The sequence below is a fragment of the Robbsia andropogonis genome (genome assembly GCF_034047095.1).
GTDB classification, from domain to species: domain Bacteria; phylum Pseudomonadota; class Gammaproteobacteria; order Burkholderiales; family Burkholderiaceae; genus Robbsia; species Robbsia andropogonis.
In genome coordinates, this window is sequence record NZ_CP139166.1 from 711729 (window position 1) to 729695 (window position 17967).

13 protein-coding genes and 2 pseudogenes are annotated in these 17967 nt (G+C 53.7%); 6 read left to right on the forward strand and 9 right to left on the reverse strand.

All coding sequences use genetic code 11. From position 1 onward, the window contains the following. The first annotated feature begins 85 nt into the window (after positions 1 to 85). Complete coding sequence (locus SJQ66_RS08210) at positions 86 to 883, forward strand: SDR family NAD(P)-dependent oxidoreductase (RefSeq protein WP_320533931.1); 798 nt, start codon at positions 86 to 88, stop codon at positions 881 to 883. A gap of 158 nt (positions 884 to 1041) precedes the next feature. Here SJQ66_RS08210 and SJQ66_RS08215 read toward each other — a convergent pair whose 3' ends face one another. After that, positions 1042 to 1698 (reverse strand): hypothetical protein, encoded by a 657-nt coding sequence (locus SJQ66_RS08215; protein ID WP_320533932.1) that lies wholly within the window; start codon positions 1696 to 1698, stop codon positions 1042 to 1044. 585 nt (positions 1699 to 2283) lie between these two features. Next, a complete protein-coding gene (locus tag SJQ66_RS08220) occupies positions 2284 to 2760 on the reverse strand; it encodes a MarR family winged helix-turn-helix transcriptional regulator (protein ID WP_024903128.1) in 477 nt (158 codons plus the stop codon). Between the two features lie 205 nt (positions 2761 to 2965). Here SJQ66_RS08220 and SJQ66_RS08225 point away from each other — a divergent pair, with 205 nt between their 5' ends. The 3 genes from SJQ66_RS08225 to SJQ66_RS08235 all read left to right on the forward strand — a co-directional run bounded on the left by SJQ66_RS08225 (position 2966) and on the right by SJQ66_RS08235 (position 6882). Beyond that, the gene (locus SJQ66_RS08225; protein ID WP_320533933.1) at positions 2966 to 4045 is read left to right on the forward strand and encodes a Rieske 2Fe-2S domain-containing protein; all 1080 of its coding nucleotides are present in this window, start codon (positions 2966 to 2968) and stop codon (positions 4043 to 4045) included. Next, on the forward strand, positions 4042 to 5016 hold the full coding sequence (locus tag SJQ66_RS08230; RefSeq protein ID WP_253463802.1) for a PDR/VanB family oxidoreductase: 975 nt from the start codon (positions 4042 to 4044) through the stop codon (positions 5014 to 5016). Before SJQ66_RS08225 ends, SJQ66_RS08230 begins: the two co-directional genes overlap by 4 nt. Before the next feature lie 195 nt (positions 5017 to 5211). Next, positions 5212 to 6882 (forward strand): methyl-accepting chemotaxis protein, encoded by a 1671-nt coding sequence (locus SJQ66_RS08235; protein WP_081764888.1) that lies wholly within the window; start codon positions 5212 to 5214, stop codon positions 6880 to 6882. 176 nt (positions 6883 to 7058) lie between these two features. Here SJQ66_RS08235 and SJQ66_RS08240 read toward each other — a convergent pair whose 3' ends face one another. The 4 genes from SJQ66_RS08240 to SJQ66_RS08255 all read right to left on the reverse strand — a co-directional run bounded on the left by SJQ66_RS08240 (position 7059) and on the right by SJQ66_RS08255 (position 12417). Further along, the gene (locus SJQ66_RS08240; RefSeq protein WP_024903125.1) at positions 7059 to 7973 is read right to left on the reverse strand and encodes a SphA family protein; all 915 of its coding nucleotides are present in this window, start codon (positions 7971 to 7973) and stop codon (positions 7059 to 7061) included. A 68-nt stretch (positions 7974 to 8041) separates the two neighbouring features. Then, positions 8042 to 9478, reverse strand: a complete 1437-nt coding sequence (locus SJQ66_RS08245) for an aldehyde dehydrogenase (RefSeq protein ID WP_082102638.1) — start codon at positions 9476 to 9478, stop codon at positions 8042 to 8044. Positions 9479 to 9660: 182 nt separating this feature from the next. After that, complete coding sequence (locus tag SJQ66_RS08250; protein ID WP_253463804.1) at positions 9661 to 11142, reverse strand: carotenoid oxygenase family protein; 1482 nt, start codon at positions 11140 to 11142, stop codon at positions 9661 to 9663. Positions 11143 to 11241: 99 nt separating this feature from the next. Beyond that, the gene (locus tag SJQ66_RS08255; RefSeq protein ID WP_024903122.1) at positions 11242 to 12417 is read right to left on the reverse strand and encodes an MFS transporter; all 1176 of its coding nucleotides are present in this window, start codon (positions 12415 to 12417) and stop codon (positions 11242 to 11244) included. A gap of 213 nt (positions 12418 to 12630) precedes the next feature. On the opposite strand from SJQ66_RS08255, the gene SJQ66_RS08260 reads away from it, so the two are divergent. Next, positions 12631 to 13551: a LysR substrate-binding domain-containing protein gene (locus SJQ66_RS08260; protein WP_186303521.1), complete on the forward strand. Its 921-nt coding sequence runs from the start codon at positions 12631 to 12633 to the stop codon at positions 13549 to 13551. A gap of 371 nt (positions 13552 to 13922) precedes the next feature. Here the strand turns inward: SJQ66_RS08260 and SJQ66_RS08265 are convergent, their stop codons facing one another. Both SJQ66_RS08265 and SJQ66_RS08270 read right to left on the reverse strand, forming a co-directional pair. Beyond that, positions 13923 to 15065 carry an IS30 family transposase gene (locus SJQ66_RS08265; protein ID WP_320533934.1) on the reverse strand — a complete coding sequence of 381 codons (1143 nt, stop codon included), beginning with the start codon at positions 15063 to 15065 and terminating at the stop codon, positions 13923 to 13925. Positions 15066 to 15188: 123 nt separating this feature from the next. Then, positions 15189 to 15452, reverse strand: a pseudogene (locus SJQ66_RS08270) (integrase core domain-containing protein); the annotation flags it as partial. 81 nt (positions 15453 to 15533) lie between these two features. On the opposite strand from SJQ66_RS08270, the gene SJQ66_RS08275 reads away from it, so the two are divergent. After that, positions 15534 to 16826 carry an IS110 family RNA-guided transposase gene (locus SJQ66_RS08275; RefSeq protein WP_046154612.1) on the forward strand — a complete coding sequence of 431 codons (1293 nt, stop codon included), beginning with the start codon at positions 15534 to 15536 and terminating at the stop codon, positions 16824 to 16826. A gap of 228 nt (positions 16827 to 17054) precedes the next feature. On the opposite strand, the pseudogene SJQ66_RS08280 reads toward SJQ66_RS08275, so the two are convergent. Beyond that, positions 17055 to 17866: pseudogene (locus SJQ66_RS08280) on the reverse strand (IS3 family transposase); the annotation flags it as partial. Positions 17867 to 17967: the final 101 nt, after the last annotated feature.

Consider the following 17967-nt stretch of genomic DNA (forward strand, 5'->3'; position numbering starts at 1 on the left):
TTTTCTAACCGCCGGACAAACAATTTCAGATGCGCTTATCGGCGTCGTCTGGTTGCAGGTATTTTCGAGGCTTGGAGAAGGGGCAATGCATTTCGATGAAAAGGTCGTGCTGATTGTAGGCGCGTCGTCGGGGATAGGAAGAATATTGGCTTTGAGGCTTGCCTCAGAAGGCGCGCGTGTGGTTATTACGGCGCGACGCAAAGACCGACTGGACAAAGTCGCCGATGACATTGTGCGAATCGGAGGACATTGCGTAGCATATGCGGCCGATGCGGAAAGTCCCCACGCAGCAGAGCACGTTGTGAATACTTGCCTCCAGTTACATGGGAGGATCGATATATTGATACTCAATGCGGGGGGCGCACCAGCCATCGATATGCGCGCAATGCGTGCGCACCAAGTCAATGCTTACATGCGCTCAAATTACGACGTTGCAGTCAACTACCTTTTTCCCGTGCTTCAGCAGATGCGCCACCAAACCAAGGGCATGGTGGTGCAAACCAATTCGCTCGCCGGTTTTCTTGGCGTTCCCTTGCAAGGGCCTTACTCCGCGGCAAAAGGCGCACTTCGCTTATTGATCGATGCTTGTCGCGTCGAGTTTGGACATCTGGGAATCAAATTCGTTTCCGTCTATCCCGGGTTTATCGCGACAGAGGCAACAATAGGGGATGGCATGCCGGCCCCGCTGGAGATGTCCGAAGACAAAGCGGTCGATCATATCTTGGCGGCAATGCGCCGGCAACGTGCAGACACGATGTTTCCATGGCAAATGGGACTTCTTGTTCGACTATCGCTCGCGCTTCCGAAAGCAATTGTCACCCGCATGCTTCGCCGGGATGTTCCGCCTGTGCCGTTTGGTACGCGGCATACCGACATTTCATGAACAAGGCGATCCGTGTTTCAATGCAGGCAAGGCATCGCTAGTCACGTCATTATCCACTTAAAGCCGATCGGGACTTTAGGTGTCGATATGTCGCCGATCGCTCAGCCGTTGCCCGGCGGCGTCGAATACCGCCATGATACGAAGGTCACCAGGCCAAATCAGTAAGGCTGGTAGGCATATGGGCGCCCCATCGGCTCAGGTGGATAATACCCGCCGCCTTGCCAGTAGCCCATCGGCGGCGCCCACATACGTCGCGGTGGACGTTGGACTACGACGTAGCGCGGTTCAGGCTGAACGTATACTGGCGGAGGAGGGGCGTAGCTTTCGACGGCATACTCCTGCGGCTCCGCGTAAGACGGCTGCTGCGTATAAACGTTCTGTTGCGCGATATATTGCATTGGCGCTGGCGCCAACCGTTGTTGCGGCTGTTGGTACTGTACGACCTCCTGTTCAGCCGGCACCGTTGGTGCCGTTGGGCGTTCAGCATAGACATAGCGATGACTGACAAGCGGCGGCTTGACGGCGACGCTTTGCATATCAGGAGGAAGCGGCGGTACGCTACCAGCCTGTTGTTTCGCCGCCGCTTCCTTCCGCCCCGCGATCAATCCATTCCGGTAAGCTCTTGCCACATCGCTCATCCGGTGTTCGGGATCTTCCTGAGCACCGTCTGCATTGACCAGATATTCACCAGGTGACAGCGTGCGTGCTACGGCAGGACTGCTCTGATCGTAATCCTCGACTGGCCCATCGGCGTAAGCCACGGACGCAATGCCTCCAAGAAGCACGAACATCGTATTAATGCAGCGCTTATTCATTATTTATTCCTTCGAACAAGAATTGCAGCCGTAAATACGGCGCTAAGCAACATGAAAAAGGACGGCGATGTGCTTTCGCCTTCCCAAAACGGCCGACTAAGCGAATCCACCCGCGAAAACAAGTGGGATGCTTCGTGAAAACAGAACGTTAGAAAAAGAGGATGTAAAGGGATTGCTGTAGTCGAATGGCAAGAGGACGCCTTAATGTAACTTTCAACGACCTAAATGTAACTGTCAAGAATTCTCGATATACGTTGGGTGGATGTCGTTTTTTATACATCTGCGTAATTGCCACAGTGGTCGTTTCACATGCCAGTCATTAAGCCACGCCCGCATCCTACTTAAAACGATTAAACGAAAGTATGGAATTTTCAGTAAGGGGAAACGTGTAATTTTGGCACTATTTAGACCGCTCGGCATAAGCGCTCTTCGATTTCACGCTATTTCGAAAAAAATAGAATCCACTGCTTTTCAATGTGATGTTTTACCAGCTTGGGGAGTAGTGATAGCGTTGGCCGGATTCAACTCGCCTAGGCGGCAACATTGCGCTCCACGTCGACGAAAGAAAGCCGCGCTTCGTCCAGACTATGCCTTGAGTGGCGCCCGGCTTTGCTCGTTATTAAGATGAACAAACTTGGTCAGCAAGCGCATCAGATCAAAGGCCTCTTCTTCGCGCAAGCCTTGAAACAGGTTGTCGCGCAGATCGTGCAGCAACGGCGTCAAGCGTTCGAGCAAGGCCTCACCTTTCGCCGTCAGCGCAAGGCTGCGCTGACGGCGTGGCAATATTTGCCGGACGATCCACCCCTTGCTTTCAAGGCGCGCCGCTATATCAGCCGTCGTCGATGTGTCAAGGGCGGTCTTCTGTGCCAGCGTCACCTGATCAAGTCCCGGATGCTCTGCCAGCATGCGCAGTACCGCGTACTGTACTGGCGTGATGTCGCGCCCGAGCTTTTCATAAAACATCGCGACGGCGATCTGATTTGCGCGCCGGATCAAATGACCGGGTTCTTCATACAGTTGCATCGGCGAACGCGGCGCATTGCGAACATTTCGTTCATTCATGGCAAGGTAAGCAGATAATTATTCGCTGAGCCGCTTGTACGGCAACGCGATTGTTTTTAGGGAAAACCCGCATGCCACTCGCGTTGCCGAGTACCTCCGCACTCAGTACACTGATTCACATTCAGTGTACCGAATGTGACGATTGCTGTGTACGGTTCGTATTGCTCGAATCGAACCGCATCTATATCAGGAGGAGAGCAGAGCCATGTTTCTTAAAAATGCGTGGTACGTCGCATGCACACCAGACGAGCTCGATGGCAAGCCTCTGGGACGGCGGATCTGCGGCGAGCAGATGGTGTTTTACCGTGACGCGGCTGGCGAGGTAGTTGTCCTTGAGGATTTCTGTCCGCATCGCGGCGCGCCGCTGTCGCTTGGATTCGTCCGCGATGGCAAGCTAGTCTGCGGCTATCATGGCCTGGAGATGGGCTGCGATGGCAAGGTGGCGTCAATGCCGGGGCAACGGGTCGCGGGCTTTCCGGCAGTAAAGCGCTATGCGGCGCTCGAACGAGACGGTTTTGTCTGGGTGTGGCCAGGCGAGGCCTCGCGGGCAGATCCTACGAAGCGGTGTTCACTGCCCTGGGCGGCAGACCCGGGCTGGGCATATGGCGGTGGGCTATATCATATCGGCTGCGACTACCGGCTGATGATCGACAACCTGATGGACTTGACGCACGAAACCTATGTGCATGCCGGCAGCATAGGCCAGAAGGAAATCGACGAGGCACCGCCGAAGACCACCAGTCACGGCGATGAAGTGGTGACGAGCCGCTTCATGCGTAACATCGCGGCACCGCCTTTCTGGCAAATGGCGCTACGCGGCAACGGCCTCGCCGACGACGTGCCGGTCGATCGCTGGCAGATCTGCCGCTTCACGCCACCGAGTCACGTCATGATCGAGGTGGGTGTTGCGCATGCGGGACATGGCGGCTACGAAGCGCCCACGGAGCGCAAGGCGTCGTCCATCGTTGTCGATTTCATCACACCCGAAACGGAAACGTCGATCTGGTATTTTTGGGGCATGGCGCGTAGCTTCCGGCCAGACGACGTCGATCTGACGGCGCAGATTCGCGAAGGACAAGCAAAAATCTTTGCCGAAGATTTGGAAATACTTGAGCGACAGCAGCAGAACCTTCTGGCCTGGCCAGAGCGTGCGCTACTGAAGCTCAACATCGATGCCGGCGGCGTACTGTCTCGCAAGGTGATCGACCGTTTGCTGGCGGAGGAGAGGTCTCAACAATTCGGACACGCCCCGGTGCCAATCGTATCGTCAAAGGAGGCTTCGTGAATGACACTATGCTGACGGTCGAAGTGGTGCGTAAATGGGACGAGGCTCACGGAATCTGCTGTTTCGAGCTGCGACGCCCGGATCGCACGACTCTGCCGAACTTCGACGCAGGCGCGCACATCGACGTGCACCTACCGGATGGGCTTATTCGCCAGTACTCCCTTTGTAGTAATCCGGCATGTAACGACCGCTACGAAATCGCGGTATTGCGCGATGCAAACGGTCGAGGCGGATCAGTAACGATGCATGATCAGGTGCAACAGGGCCATCTGATCCGGATTAGCGCGCCGCGTAATCATTTTCCTGTCGAGGCAGGGGCAGCCCGGCATCATCTGTTGATCGCCGGGGGAATCGGCGTGACGCCGATCCTAGCCATGGCCGAATATCTTGCAAGCCAGGGCGCATCGTTTGACATGCACTACTGCACGCGTTCGCGTGAGCTAACGGCGTTCAAAGAGCGGCTGACAGCCGCCGCGTTTCGCGAGCGAGTACAGTATCATTTCGACGATGCAGGCGCGCCACAAGCTCTCGATGTCGGCGCCGTAATCGCGGCGGCCCCCCCAGACACGCATCTCTATGTCTGCGGCCCGCGCGGCTTCATGGAGGCTGTGCTGGCCGAAGCACAATCACAAGGCTGGGCTGATCATCGGTTGCATCGAGAATTTTTCTCGGGGGCGGATGCCAAAGCGCATTCGCATGAAGAGACCACGTTTCACGTGCGCATTGCGAGCAATGGCATGTTGGTAGAGGTGCCTCCTGGATGCTCGGTCGTCGAGTCACTCGCGAGACAAGGCGTGGACGTGGTGACATCGTGTGAGCAGGGCGTGTGTGGCACGTGCATGACACGTGTCTTGGAAGGTCAGCCCGATCACCGGGACAGCTACCTGACCGACGAAGAAAAAGCGGCTGGGGACTACTTCCTGCCATGCTGCTCGCGCGCTCGTTCGCCAGTGCTCGTATTGGATCTCTAGCAACCGAAGAAACGATCGGCGCGGTGCCTCGTTCCCTAAGGCGCAACGATGTTATCTGTAAAAGCAATGTCACGCGGTTAAGAAGCCCAAGGGTTTACAAGAAATAATAAATCTTCCGATCGAGGATGCGCATCTCGTAATGGGCACCGACGGCATTCGGCGAAGGCACGTTGCTTTGCGTGAGTTGGCTGATTAATGGCGTACGCAAGCGAAAAACGCGCTAGCCATTTCTTAAAAAATTTGCCAACAACACTTCAGCAAGTTCCTTTTCGTCCGTTAAGTTTCCAAAGAAGTCGTTTGGAGATAAACATGCACCTATTAAATACTCGTACCCTGGCGTCGAAATTGCTGCTCGGATATGTGTTTTCTTGCCTGATTCTTTGTGCCTTGGCAGCGTTATCGCTTCGACAAACGCAAACTATGAATGTCACAGCGTTGGCGATGAGCGAGAAATGGCTGCCGAGTATTCAGATACTGGGTGAACTGGCAGCCTCGGCAAATGACGTTCGACGCGCTGGTTTGCGTTCGGTTCTCGAGGAGGACCCGGCGCGTAAGCGTGATGCGATAAAAAAGGTTTCCGCAAAAGTCGAGCAATACGCCGTTGTCTGGCAACGTTACCTTGCCCTGATCGCTTCACGGGAAGAGAAGGCCGTCGCGGATAATATAGAGCGCGAATGGGTGAAATATCTGGAGGTCAATAAGGCGATGATCGCTGCTGCGGAAGCAGGAGAAGCCCGATTTGGCGAAGCAAGGAAAATTGCTGGGCAAATGTCAGTGGACGTCTTCGCCCAAGTGTCCAAGGCAATTGAACGTGATATTGCCATCAAGCGCATGGGAGGAACGGAATCCGCACGCCAAGCGCATGACGCTTACCGGACTACGATCATCTACACTTTTATTGCTTTAGCGTTTGGTGTCCCTGCGACATTTATCATGGCGTGGTATCTCATTCGTGCCATCACCCGGCCGATTGCTGACGCATGTTCCGTTGCTGAACGCGTTGCACAAGGTGATTTGACTACGGCGATTCCGGTGACTGGGCACGATGAAACGGCAACGCTCATGCGGTCCCTTAATAGAATGAATAGTGCATTACGCGATATCGTACACAAAGTGCGTGATACCAGTGAAAGCATTGCAACTGGCGCATCGGAGATTTCTTCAGGCAACACCGACCTTAGTCAAAGGACCGAACAACAAGCAGCATCGTTGGGGAAAACTGCGTCCAACATGGATCAACTCACCGCAACGGTAAAGCACAATACGGAAGGCGCGGAACAAGGAAACAAGCTGGCGCATACGGCATCGGAACAGGCGAAGCAGGGAGGACAGGTTGTGGAAGAGGTGGTCATCACGATGGAGGGCATTGCGGAGAGTTCAAAAAAGATCTCGGAAATCATCACGGTAATCGAGAGTATCGCTTTCCAGACGAACATTCTCGCGCTAAACGCGGCGGTGGAAGCGGCAAGAGCAGGAGAACAAGGACGCGGATTCGCCGTGGTTGCCGGCGAAGTACGAACCTTGGCCACGCGTAGTGCGGACGCCGCCAAGGAAATCAAATCACTGATTATTGAGTCCATGAGGCGTGTGGATGCCGGTTCCACGTTGGTCTCGCACGCTGGCGCATCGATCAGTCTTGTCGTCCGATCAGTGCAACAAGTCGCCGACATCATGGGCGAGATTACGACAGCGTCTCAGAAACAGCTTCACGGCATCGAGCAAATCAACGAGGCCATAGCGCAGATGGATGGCGCAACGCAGCAAAACGCTGCGTTGGTCGAGGAGGCTGCCGCTGCCGCGCAATCGATGGCCACGCAGTCTGCTTCAATGGCTAATCTTGTGCAGGTTTTTCGGATTGTTGAATAAACATATCCGGATCAAGCGCCGCTTTGCATCGAACTGACGGGTGAGACGCGTCATGCTATCAGCAACGGCAAAGTCCAACCGCAGCAAATCCAGTCATCCTCTTGGATCGGACCGCAGCCTGCCCAACTGTCCCTAGCACGAGGTCGATCGGGTCACGGTTGGGGCATACTACAGGGTCATCGCCCGGTCAGTACCCGTAACGGTACTGTCAGATTTACCCAGGCGCTGTTACCTTTCGATGCATTGGCTGCATAAATACCTTGCTGGTAATTGAAATTGATTTTAAAGGCCCCCGCGTCGTAGACAATCGACGGGCCCAAGGCAAGGGTACGCGTTCGATATCCGTTGGCAGCAACGATGACACCGTTTATCCGATCATCGGTAAACTGGTTTAGATATGCGCCAACGACCCCAACCTCCCATTTATTGAAATGCCAACCCGCTTGGAACTCGCCGATATATGCGGTTCCCGATCGGTAGCCGGTGTCCCCGTTTTTCTGGTTGAACATCAGATGATTCGAGACACCAACATCAAAGCCGTTGGGAACGTCGTATCGTATTGATAATACTGGCTGGATTGAGCTGTATCCTACCGAGACACTTGGTTTCGAAGCACTGTAGGAGCCCGTTGCGAATACGAAATCAAACCCCGGAGAAATCGCAAGATATGACCAGTTCCATTTCAAGATTACTGGCGAAAGGGTAATGTTAGATAAGCCGTTCTGTGTCATCCTATTCCCAGCGACGTTTGTGTGAAGTGACACGACCGGCAAGACCAACTGGGAGTAGACATTTGCTCCTAGAAACGTCACCGGATAGGCAAACAGCAGGCGAGTCGTTGCCGAAAAACTGGAAGAATGGAATCTGATCGGCAACTTCTTGCCGTCGTTTCCATAAAGTCCGTTGGAGAATGCGTAATTGAATTGTTGTAACGCGAAAAGACCTGATACAGGAGGCATTGATGCAATGTTATTGCCGGCCGCGCCGGCGGGATAAGATGAAACGCCTCCCTCTAGTGCTAAAGTCAAAGGTGAAAATATGGCCGTGGTCACCGAACAGACTGTGATCGCCACTTTCTTCACGATGTTCATTCTTGTCTCCAATAATATTTTTACTTTTTATATTCTTGAATCGATATGCATGAACGGTGTTCGATAGGTCAGAAAACGTTGTCTCCCGTCGTGTTTTTTACCGTCATCCAACGTAGATCCGTGAAGGCGTCGATGCCTGCCTGCCCTCCGAAGTGACCCCAACCAGAGTCGTTTATACCGCCAAACGGTACTTGCGCCTCGTCTTGAACGGTTGGGCCGTTAATGTGGCAAATGCCAGTTCGAAGCCGGCGAGCGACCCGCAAGGCGCGGGCAACGTCACGGCTGAAGACGGCCGAAGACAATCCCATCTTAGTATCGTTCGCGCATGCGATCGCCGCTTTCTCACTGTTAACACGTACGATGGCCTTGACGGGTCCAAACGTTTCCTCATGAAAGATTCTCATAGCTGGCGTGACGCGGTCGAGTAACGTGGCTTGCATGAGGGTCGTCTCAGACATGCCGCCGCATACCAACTTCGCGCCGTTATCAAGTGCATCACTAATAAGTTCGTTGCATCGGTACACGGTAGCATTGTCCACGACTGAACCAAGTACGACGGTCTCGTGACGTGGATCACCTATCGGTAACGTGGAAACGCGATCGCGAAGTTTTGCTATGAACGATTCCGCGATCGACTCATCCACGATAATGCGCTCGGTGGACATGCATACTTGGCCTGAATTTGCAAAAGCACCGAAGGCGATTGCTTCCACGGCGTTGTCCAAGTCGGCATCGTCCAGTATTAACGCAGGCGCTTTTCCACCCAGTTCGAGAACGCTTGGCTTGAGATATCGCGCACAGATTTGCGCTACAAGACGGCCCACGTGGGTCGACCCCGTGAAATTCACCCGGCGAACCGCCGGATCCGCCACCATCTTTTCCACGATCGCACCAGCATCCGATGGTGCATTCGTTAGAAAGTTCACGACACCGGCAGGAAACCCGGCCTGATGTAATGCCTGAACGATTAGGCTATGCGTTGCTGGGCACAGTTCGCTTCCTTTTAGGACTACCGTATTGCCGCATGCAAGCGGTGTGGCTAGCGCTCGTACGCCAAGTATCACGGGAGCATTCCACGGCGCGATGCCCAGAACGACACCTGCTGGCTGGCGTATTGCCATGGAGAGGCAACCATGCGTATCAGACGGGATAACTTGTCCATCAATTCGGGTAACGAGTGCCGCCGCCTCACGCATTATTTCAGCAGCGAGTTCCACGTTGAACGAAGCCCACTGATTCGAGGCCCCTGTCTCGGCGGCCATTGCCGCCGTAAAATCTGATGTATATGATTTCAACACATCCGCAGCGGTGAGCAGCAACATACGCCTCTCACGTACGCCTAGTGCTGCCCATGCGGGAAATGCCGAGGAGGCGGCCTGTACCGCGGCTGTCGCATCCTCCAGCGTGGCTGCCGGGGCCAACGAGGCTAGCTCACCATCTAACGGGTTGCGACGCTCGAAAGTAGCACCGTTGCTTGCCCCTCTATTTTGGCCACTAACGAACATCTGAACAATCGATCTCATATTCTGTCTGTGTTATACATCTATGAAGTAAATGCTTTTCCAAGTTCATTGACGGAAAGCAATCCATATCTGCCGTTTTCGGAGTTTTCTCAAGGCTCAAGCGTGATGCTGCGCCTAAGAAGCACCCAGCGCTTCATGGAGTGAGAAATGCGTAGGGTTGCGTTTTACCAGCCAAGCGCCGAAGCGCTAACCCAAAGTCCGTGAAATCCTTCATGCACCCGACAGGGGAACCTTATGGTTGCAACCGGGCCGGCACCGAGTCGCAACGCATCCAGGATTACCAAATCAGTGCGATTCTCGGCACGCCGGCCCACCATGCTGAGCAGCCAGCCGTCTCCCTCCACGGCGTCCGGGCTACGAGGTACGAAATGCGGTTCTTCAGGTGATGCGTCCGGGCCGGCATACCAAAAATCAAGTTTTCCAACCTCGTTATCCAAGTACCCTAGACAGGTGAATGGCGGCCCTTTGGGCCCCCACGGCAGCATGGGGCCCAGAGCCGGGTTGCTTGTTCCAAACCAATAGTGGCGTGTTTTTCGCATAGCGTAACGCGGATCAACCACCGGCATTTCACCAATGTGCTGGATAAAACGTGTTGTCTCGAAGTGATCTCCCGGAAGTCCAAGTTCCAGCGTCCAGCGCTCGCCGAACGGTGGCTTCTCTTCAGCGGCGGGATCGTACAGGTCAGGGAACTGACTAAGCCAGCCCGACTCCGTGATGAAGTGTTCAAGATGCAGGCGAACACCATGCGGGCCATCTTCTTCCCACGCATTAAAAGTATGCGTCTGGAAAACCCGTCTTGAACTTTTGAACCATCGGATAGCGCTGACCCCTTCTTTACGTGGGATCACCGCTACGAACGTGCTTTTTGTATTGTCCCAATGCCAGTAAGGTTCTCCACGCTTGATTCTCTCGAGTTCACTGGTCATCGGGCAGATCACAAACGCGATGTAATTACGCGATACGAGTACATCGTGAACCATAGAACAATATGGCGCTTGAAACCGCTCGGTGCGTGCGAGTATCCCGTCGGGATCGATTGTATAGACTTCGATCCAGTTATCCGGAACGCCTTCGGTGTTGTATCCAAAAGCAATGCATTCGCCTGTTTGCGGATCGACCTTAGGATGTGCCGTAAAGGTTCGACTCTTTAACGCACCGTTAAAGTCCCGCTCGCCCAATGTATCCAGGGTGTTCGGATCAAGCTCATATGGCCGCCCGGACTCTTTGAGCGCATACAGCTTACCGTGATGCCACAAGATAGAGGTGTTCGCCGTATTGTTATCACGGCCGAAAACTTTCGGATCATCGGTGTAAGGATTGCGATAAGCGCCGAAAAGGGCGCGCCTTGCCAGTCTTTCAAGCCGAAATTTTTCAGTTCGAACAAAACGGGTTTTCAGATCCGCATGTCCATTTTCAAATCGGACGCAATGCACCATGCCGTCTCCGTTCAGAAAAATATCCTTGCCTAGAAGAGGTGGATAACAATGGTCCGCACTGTTGCGGAAAAAGGCGCCGTTTAGCGCTGTTGGGATCTGCCCAATTACTTCTAAATCATAGACATCGGCTTCTATGCGAACAGGCGCCGCGTAGCCCTGAAACACGACGTCGTCGGGGAAACGGATGGGGTTTGTTTTCTGCGAATCCATGATGCACTTTCCTTAGTCGTATCAGGTAATAGTCGTGTGATAAGAAGATTCCGCGCTAATACAAAAGCACGTCGCTGGTTGGTGTTTGCCAGCAGGTATTCAAACTTGCACGCGTACCAGCTGCGCAGTTTTGTTGCGAATGTTATGGCGGACGAGAACCATCAGCACGATCGCCACGAACGAAAGTAGACAAGCTGCCATCCCAAGGCCGGTATATCCGATCGCTTGAACGATAACTCCGCCGAATGCTGGTCCGATACAAGCTCCTGCCATTGTCATTGCTGGCGTCGCTGCCGCGGTTCGTCCAGTTGTATCGAGACGGGTGATGAGGCCGAAGAGAAACGTGTGGGTGAAAATCAGCACCGGCACGAAGATCACGGACGCAACCGCGTAGGGCCAGAAGCTGGTACTCTGCGACAAGATGACAGCGAGCGTGGCTTGCGCTAGCGGTCCGATCATGCCGACTGCTAGCGGGTTGATGCGCCGCTGCAAAGCGGCCGCCAGGAATCCCGGTAGCAAGTTGGCGAATCCTAGTGAAACCAGTACAAGGTGCACTTGTTGCGCGGTGAAGCCTTTAGAGATGCCGACCCTCTCCATGAAGCTAAACACCATGGCCTGCGTCAACGTGATGCATATCACTACCCCGACTAGCAACCAGACTGCTGGTGGTATACGCTCTAACCGCAATTGCTTCGCATCGTCGTCCCTAGGGAGTACCGTTGGGAATGCCAAAAGAACTGCGGTTGCCGCGCAGGCCATCATTATTGCGAAGACCGTGAAAAGGACAGGGGAACCACCGCTTGCAACCCACTTTGAAACAATACCCAAGAACAGCAATGCGGACAAACCAAGCATCACATTGACGATGCCAAAAAGTCGATGAGGATTCGCACTTCGTCCGATGCTCCCATCCGTGAGGGAAAGGGCCGTGCCTACCCCAAATCCAGCGAAAATATGGAAGGCGGCAATCATTGCGAAACTGTTCGACGCGATGGAGTAGTGGGCGGCGAGGGCAAAACTTGCGGCTGATATGCCAAACCCGCCGGCCGCTGCCCAGCGGCGGGGCAGTCGGTTGAACAGTGGCGCACATAAAATACTCGTGGTTAATGCGCCGAGAAGAAATAGCGTAACGACAAAACCCGCTTGAGCCGGCCTGAAATGGTTGTACTGCATCAGTGTGCCAACCCAGATAGGCAGCGCAACCATATCGATCATGCCTACGACATGCGCTATGGTTAAGGTGAATCGCCCGCCGAGGGTGTCCGGGGTAGTCATGCTTGTCTCCAATCACGTACAACGCTTGTTTTTAGTTCGATGTCCGCTACGACGGGACCCCGGACGCTTTATAAGAGTCATATTAGGGATGGCGGTCTATAATGGGAAACCAATCGTATTGGTCACTGGCATCGACAGCATCGATACCTCCGTTTGAGGTGCTGCCGCTAGGTTCTAACGTTTTTCTTTTTAGCTTTCTTGTCCTCAATGCGCTTGGATCGCTTCGACCTTAATCTTCTTATTGCGCTCGAAGCCTTACTCGAAGAGTGCAACGTCACGCATGCCGCCGCCCGCATGCATGTGGGACAATCGGCAGCCAGTGCTGCATTAGCAAGGCTCCGTGATTATTTCGACGATGAATTGCTTGTTCCCGTTGGTCGCGGACTGGTGCTAAGTCCATTAGGAAAAACCCTTCTTCAGCCAGTTCGAGACACGTTGAACGAGGCGAGGGTGACCCTTTCCTATCGCTCAAGTTTTGACCCAGCCCGTGCACGGTGCAGTTTCCGTATTGGCGCGTCAGATTACGTCACCATCGTGTTGTTGGCTGCACTGATGCAGGAACTCGCAAAAGAAGCGCCCGGCGTGACACTGGACATTCGAAATCCGCCACCCGGGTTGGAGGAGTCACTAGATAGGGCAATGATTGATTTGCTGTTCGTGCCTCAGCAATACGCCACTATGCTCTCCCATCCCCAACAAGTGGTGTTCGATGATGAGCATGTGTGCCTGCTATGGTCGGGGCACGCAATGGCCGAAAGTCAAATGGATATAAACGACTATCTTGGCCTCGGACATGTCGCCGTCCGGTTTGGGGATTCCCGGGCCGTGGCTTTTGAGGATTGGTTCAAACAGCATTACGGGCAGGAACGGCGTATTGAAGCAACTGTCGATAACTTCAGTACACTTGGGCATCTCATTGTTGGAACGCAACGCACAGCCACCATGTACGGCCGGCTGGCAGCACATTTCGCTCGATACTTGCCGGTTGTCGTGCGAGACGTGCCGCTCGGTATGCCAAGAATTGTCGAGACGCTCGTATGGCCACGCCATCTCGACCACGACCCCGCTCATGCATGGCTCAGAAAACGCATAATCGAATTTGCGCTCGCACTGCCGGTCATTGGCCAGGGGTAGATTAGTATCCTGCGCATAATGATCCGTGCTGCGGGCGTGTCTCGGCAAAAGCAATCATCTCGGTGAAGGCAAGGTAGACCACTGTGCAGAGCGGTGGCACATCTTTGACCTTATTGAACTACTGGGAAGAGACGTAAAATTTTCAAAACCAATGTGAATCTTATGCGAATTTTCTGGAAGATCCGACCTGAACATCTAGGGTGAAACGCAAAAGATTCATAAAAAATGATTGCACGTAATTCTCGTCAATACATCTTCCTTGACGTGCGAAAAACCTGTTTGACCTGCTCCCCGCGATTAGTACGCGAATGATGTAGAGTCCGTTCCAAATGTGACCCTACCCCGGAATTAGTCCCGGCGGATTCAACCGGTCACTGCAACGCGGCTTGAAGAACCTGTGCCGGGGTTTTGAACTTCAAGGTTTTTCTGGGTCTCGTGTTCAGCTTTTCCGCAATCTTGTCTAACTCCTTCTGCGAGAAGCCCGAAAGACAAGTGCCTTTCGGGAAATACTGACGCAGCAGTCCGTTAGTATTCTCGTTCGTGCCGCGCTGCCAGGGGCTGCTGGGGTCACAGAAGTAGACCGCCATATCAGTGGCAAGTGAGAACGCCTTATGCGCAGACAGTTCCTGACCTCTGTCCCAGGTAAGACTCTTCGATAACTCTCGGGGTAGTTTGTGCATCTGTCCGGCAAGAGCCTCTATCACGGTGAGTGCGCCTTTGTTCTTTACCTTGCATAACAGCGTAAATCGAGAATGTCGCTCAACAATTGTTGCGATCGCGCTGTTCAGCGAACCGACGATCAAATCACCTTCCCAGTGACCGGGTATCGCGCGATCTTCAATTTCAGCTGGACGCTCCCGAATTGAAACCGCTCCTTGAATGTTCCCGCGACTCGGCGTCTGGTGGTTTCTGGCACGCCGGAACATACGCTTCATACGAAGATGCTTTTTTAATTCTTCACGCAATACGCCACGCGTTTGAATAAAAAGGGACTTGTAGATCGTCTCGTGCGAAATACTCATGCCAACACCGGTCCCATTTTCCTGTCTCAGCCAGCCCGAAATCTGCTCAGGCGACCAATCCTGCTTCAGCAACGCGATAACCTGTCGACACAGCTTCGGATACCGGCGTAACAACAACGATTTAGGCCGCTTACATCGCTTGAAGAAAGCAGCCTCTGCATGGCAGGCGCGATACCGAGTAATGCCGCCGTTACGCGATATCTCGCGCGATATCGTCGAGGCGGACCGATTCAAGCTCTTAGCGATTGATCGCATGCTCGCACCGCTCGCTAGTTCCCGAGAAATAGTCTCTCGCTCTTCCAGCGATAAACTGCCCTGCCTGCGAATATGCTGTCGAGGCTCAATCCCGCCGTGGTAAAGCAAGTACGAATACACCGTCGCCGGTGGTTTTGCGATGTCCCGCGCAATCTCGCTCATCGGAATGCCGCCTCGCCATAAAGTCCAGATACGGGTCTTACGTGCATCCGTCATCGGGCCAAATATGCCCGCCATAACAACACCTCAGATTTTATAACAATCAATATCGGGGTGTTGCAGTGACCGGTTGAATCCGCCCCGCTCAGAAGTAGAGAAATCCGGCTTTGCGGTTACCTCTGACAACGCCGTTTCCCGCGCCTGGCGGGCGAATTCGGCAGGTGTCGCCCACTGCAATGCAGAGTGGGGACGACACTCATTATAATCCCTTCGCCACGCTTCGATTTTGCTCTTGGCGTCGTCCAGCGACAAGAACCAATGGGCATTTAGACACTCCTGCCGAAGACGGCCATTGAAGCTTTCACACTTGGCGTTATCGGTCGGCTTGCCAGGTCGGCTGAAGTCGAGTTCAACATTATTCTCGTATGCCCATTTGTCCATCACCTTCGAAATGAACTCGCTGCCGTAGTAAATGCAGAATGGTGGTCAGCCAATCCCAGTGACTGGCATCCTTAGGTTTCTCGAGGACCACAGGAGGACACCGTGATGGCTGACACTTCCAATACTACGACTGACGTGCATTTCCTTGCAATCGATGTTGCAAAGCAATGGAACGCTGTGTTGATCGAAACCGCGACCGGTATGAAGCATCGCTTCAAGATGGCAAACTCCGCTCAGGATTTTGACCGGCTTATCCAATTCATTCAAAGCCTTGGAGGTCGGTGTAAAGGTGCACTGGAGCCGACCGGCGATTACCACCGCCCAATAGCTCATCGACTTTTGATGGCCGGTGTCGATCTTGTCAGTGTGTCTTCGGTCGCACAGGCTCGCTACCGCGAGGCCAAATTCAACTCATGGGATAAAAATGATCCCAAAGACGCCTCAGTGATTCTGGATATGCTGAAACACGGCATCGTGCAGCAATACGTTGACCCGATGATCGCTGGCAACCATGATCTGCAAGAGCTGTCCAAGACTTACTTCCAGATATCGAGGTTGCGAACACGCGTTCAGCATTCAATCATCAATCACCACGTCCCTCTGTACTTTCCGGAGATGTACAAGTACTGGAGCAGCAGCCGCAGTGAGTGGTGGATACGATTCATGCTGGAATTTCCGACGCCGGCTCATGTGCAACGGCTGACGCGAGAAGAGTTTGTAAAAGCGGCGTGGGACCTTGTCGGTCGCAAGGTCGAGAAGACCCAAAAACTAGGTGAAATCTGGGACATGTCACAACAGTCAGCTGCGCTGCCGCATCACCCAGACAGCCTAGCCGTAGAAACATTTCGACTGTCACTTCGGCAACTTCAGCACTTCAACGAAGCGCGTACGAGTTTGGAGGAGCGTGCCGAAGCGGCATTATTGAACAATGCCGACTACGAACGTTTGCGAACGTTGCCAGGTATTGGTCCGATCATCGCACTTACCATTCTCGCGGAAGCGGGTGATTTGCGCCGATTCCGCCATTATCGGCAATTCCTGAAATATTGTGGCCTTGATCTGGCCAAGCATCAGTCTGGAACGGCACGAGGTCGTGAGCAGTTGTCCAAACGTGGAAACGCGAGACTGCGCTTGGCATTTTGGATGGCAGGCACTGTCGCAGTTCGCCTACGTGAGAATTCATTTAAAGATAAATACGATCGATATATCAAGTCCGATCCTGGCAACGCCGACTTAAAGCGCAAAGCCCTCACTGCTGTTTGCGCGAAGATGGCGCGAGTCGCACACGGAATGATTAAAACGAACCGTCCGTATCAGCGGTTCTTTGAACAAAGCTTACCCAGCGGATCGATCCCTCTCTGCAGGGCCGTTGAGGCACAGCAGCAAGTGACCTCGTAGATAATGATTGGACCTTCCGCTGGGCCCTTATGCTGTTTTAAGTAACGTGAAGATCGAGGTGCGGGCATCTCGAATCTTGTTTCTACTATGGTGAGCTGGGCGAGCCCGTTACAGAGCGGAAGACCGCTAGGAATGTTGCAGGACGCGCTCTTTTAAATGTGCGACGAGCGAAATCTCGCCGCCAGGGGATGCTGTAACTTTTTTGTCTGAGCCTATTGCATTTAGTACGTTGTCCATTTTGATAGTCCCCGGCAATCCACGCCACGCAACGATGTGGTTAAGTACGCGAACGACGTCTTCCCCTTTCAAGCTCTGAGCGACATCGATAGCCAAACTTTCACGCGTGAAGTTATCGACAACGCTCAATGCACGAAGCTTGCGCCCATCGAACAGTGCGTCGGCGACGAAGTCCATGCTCCAAATCTGATTCATCGCCGTGACCAGATGCTTGGGTTGGCGTAACTGTGCCGACTTGTTCCGCTTTGGCCGTTTGAGCCTGAGCGACAAGCCTTCTTCCTGATACAGTCGATACACCCGTTTGTGATTGTCCGGCCAGCCTTCGCGCCGTAAAAGAACATGCACCCGTCGATATCCGTAATGCACTCGGGTCTTTGCAATGTCCTTTATTCGCAGCAACAGTGCCGACGAGTCGCGCGCCACAGACTTGTAACGGTACAGCGAGCCTGACATCCGAAACAGTGCGCAGGCCTTCGTCAAACTCGCGCCATACCGGTCTCGCAACTCGTCGATGAGCAGTCGCTTGCGCGAAGGCTTTAAAGCTTTTTTGCTAAAACGTCCTGCAACATCGTCTTGTCCAAACTCAGGTCGGCCACCAAGCGTTTGAGCTTGGTATTCTCTTCTTCTAACTGGCGCAGCCGGCGCAACTCGGATGGCCCGAGACCGCCGTACTTCTTCTTCCAGTTATAGAACGTCGCTTCGCTGATGCCCAGCTTGCGGCACACCTCATCCACCTTCGTGCCCAACTCTGCCTGCTTCAGCGCAAACGCAATTTGCGCCTCCGTAAACTTGCTCGTCTTCATGGCATCTCTTCCCGGTTCGGACCAGTCAAATAATGCCGGATTCTCTAGTTTTCAACGAGACTATTTTCTGGGGTAGGGTCACTGGTTGGCATCTCCCGGTC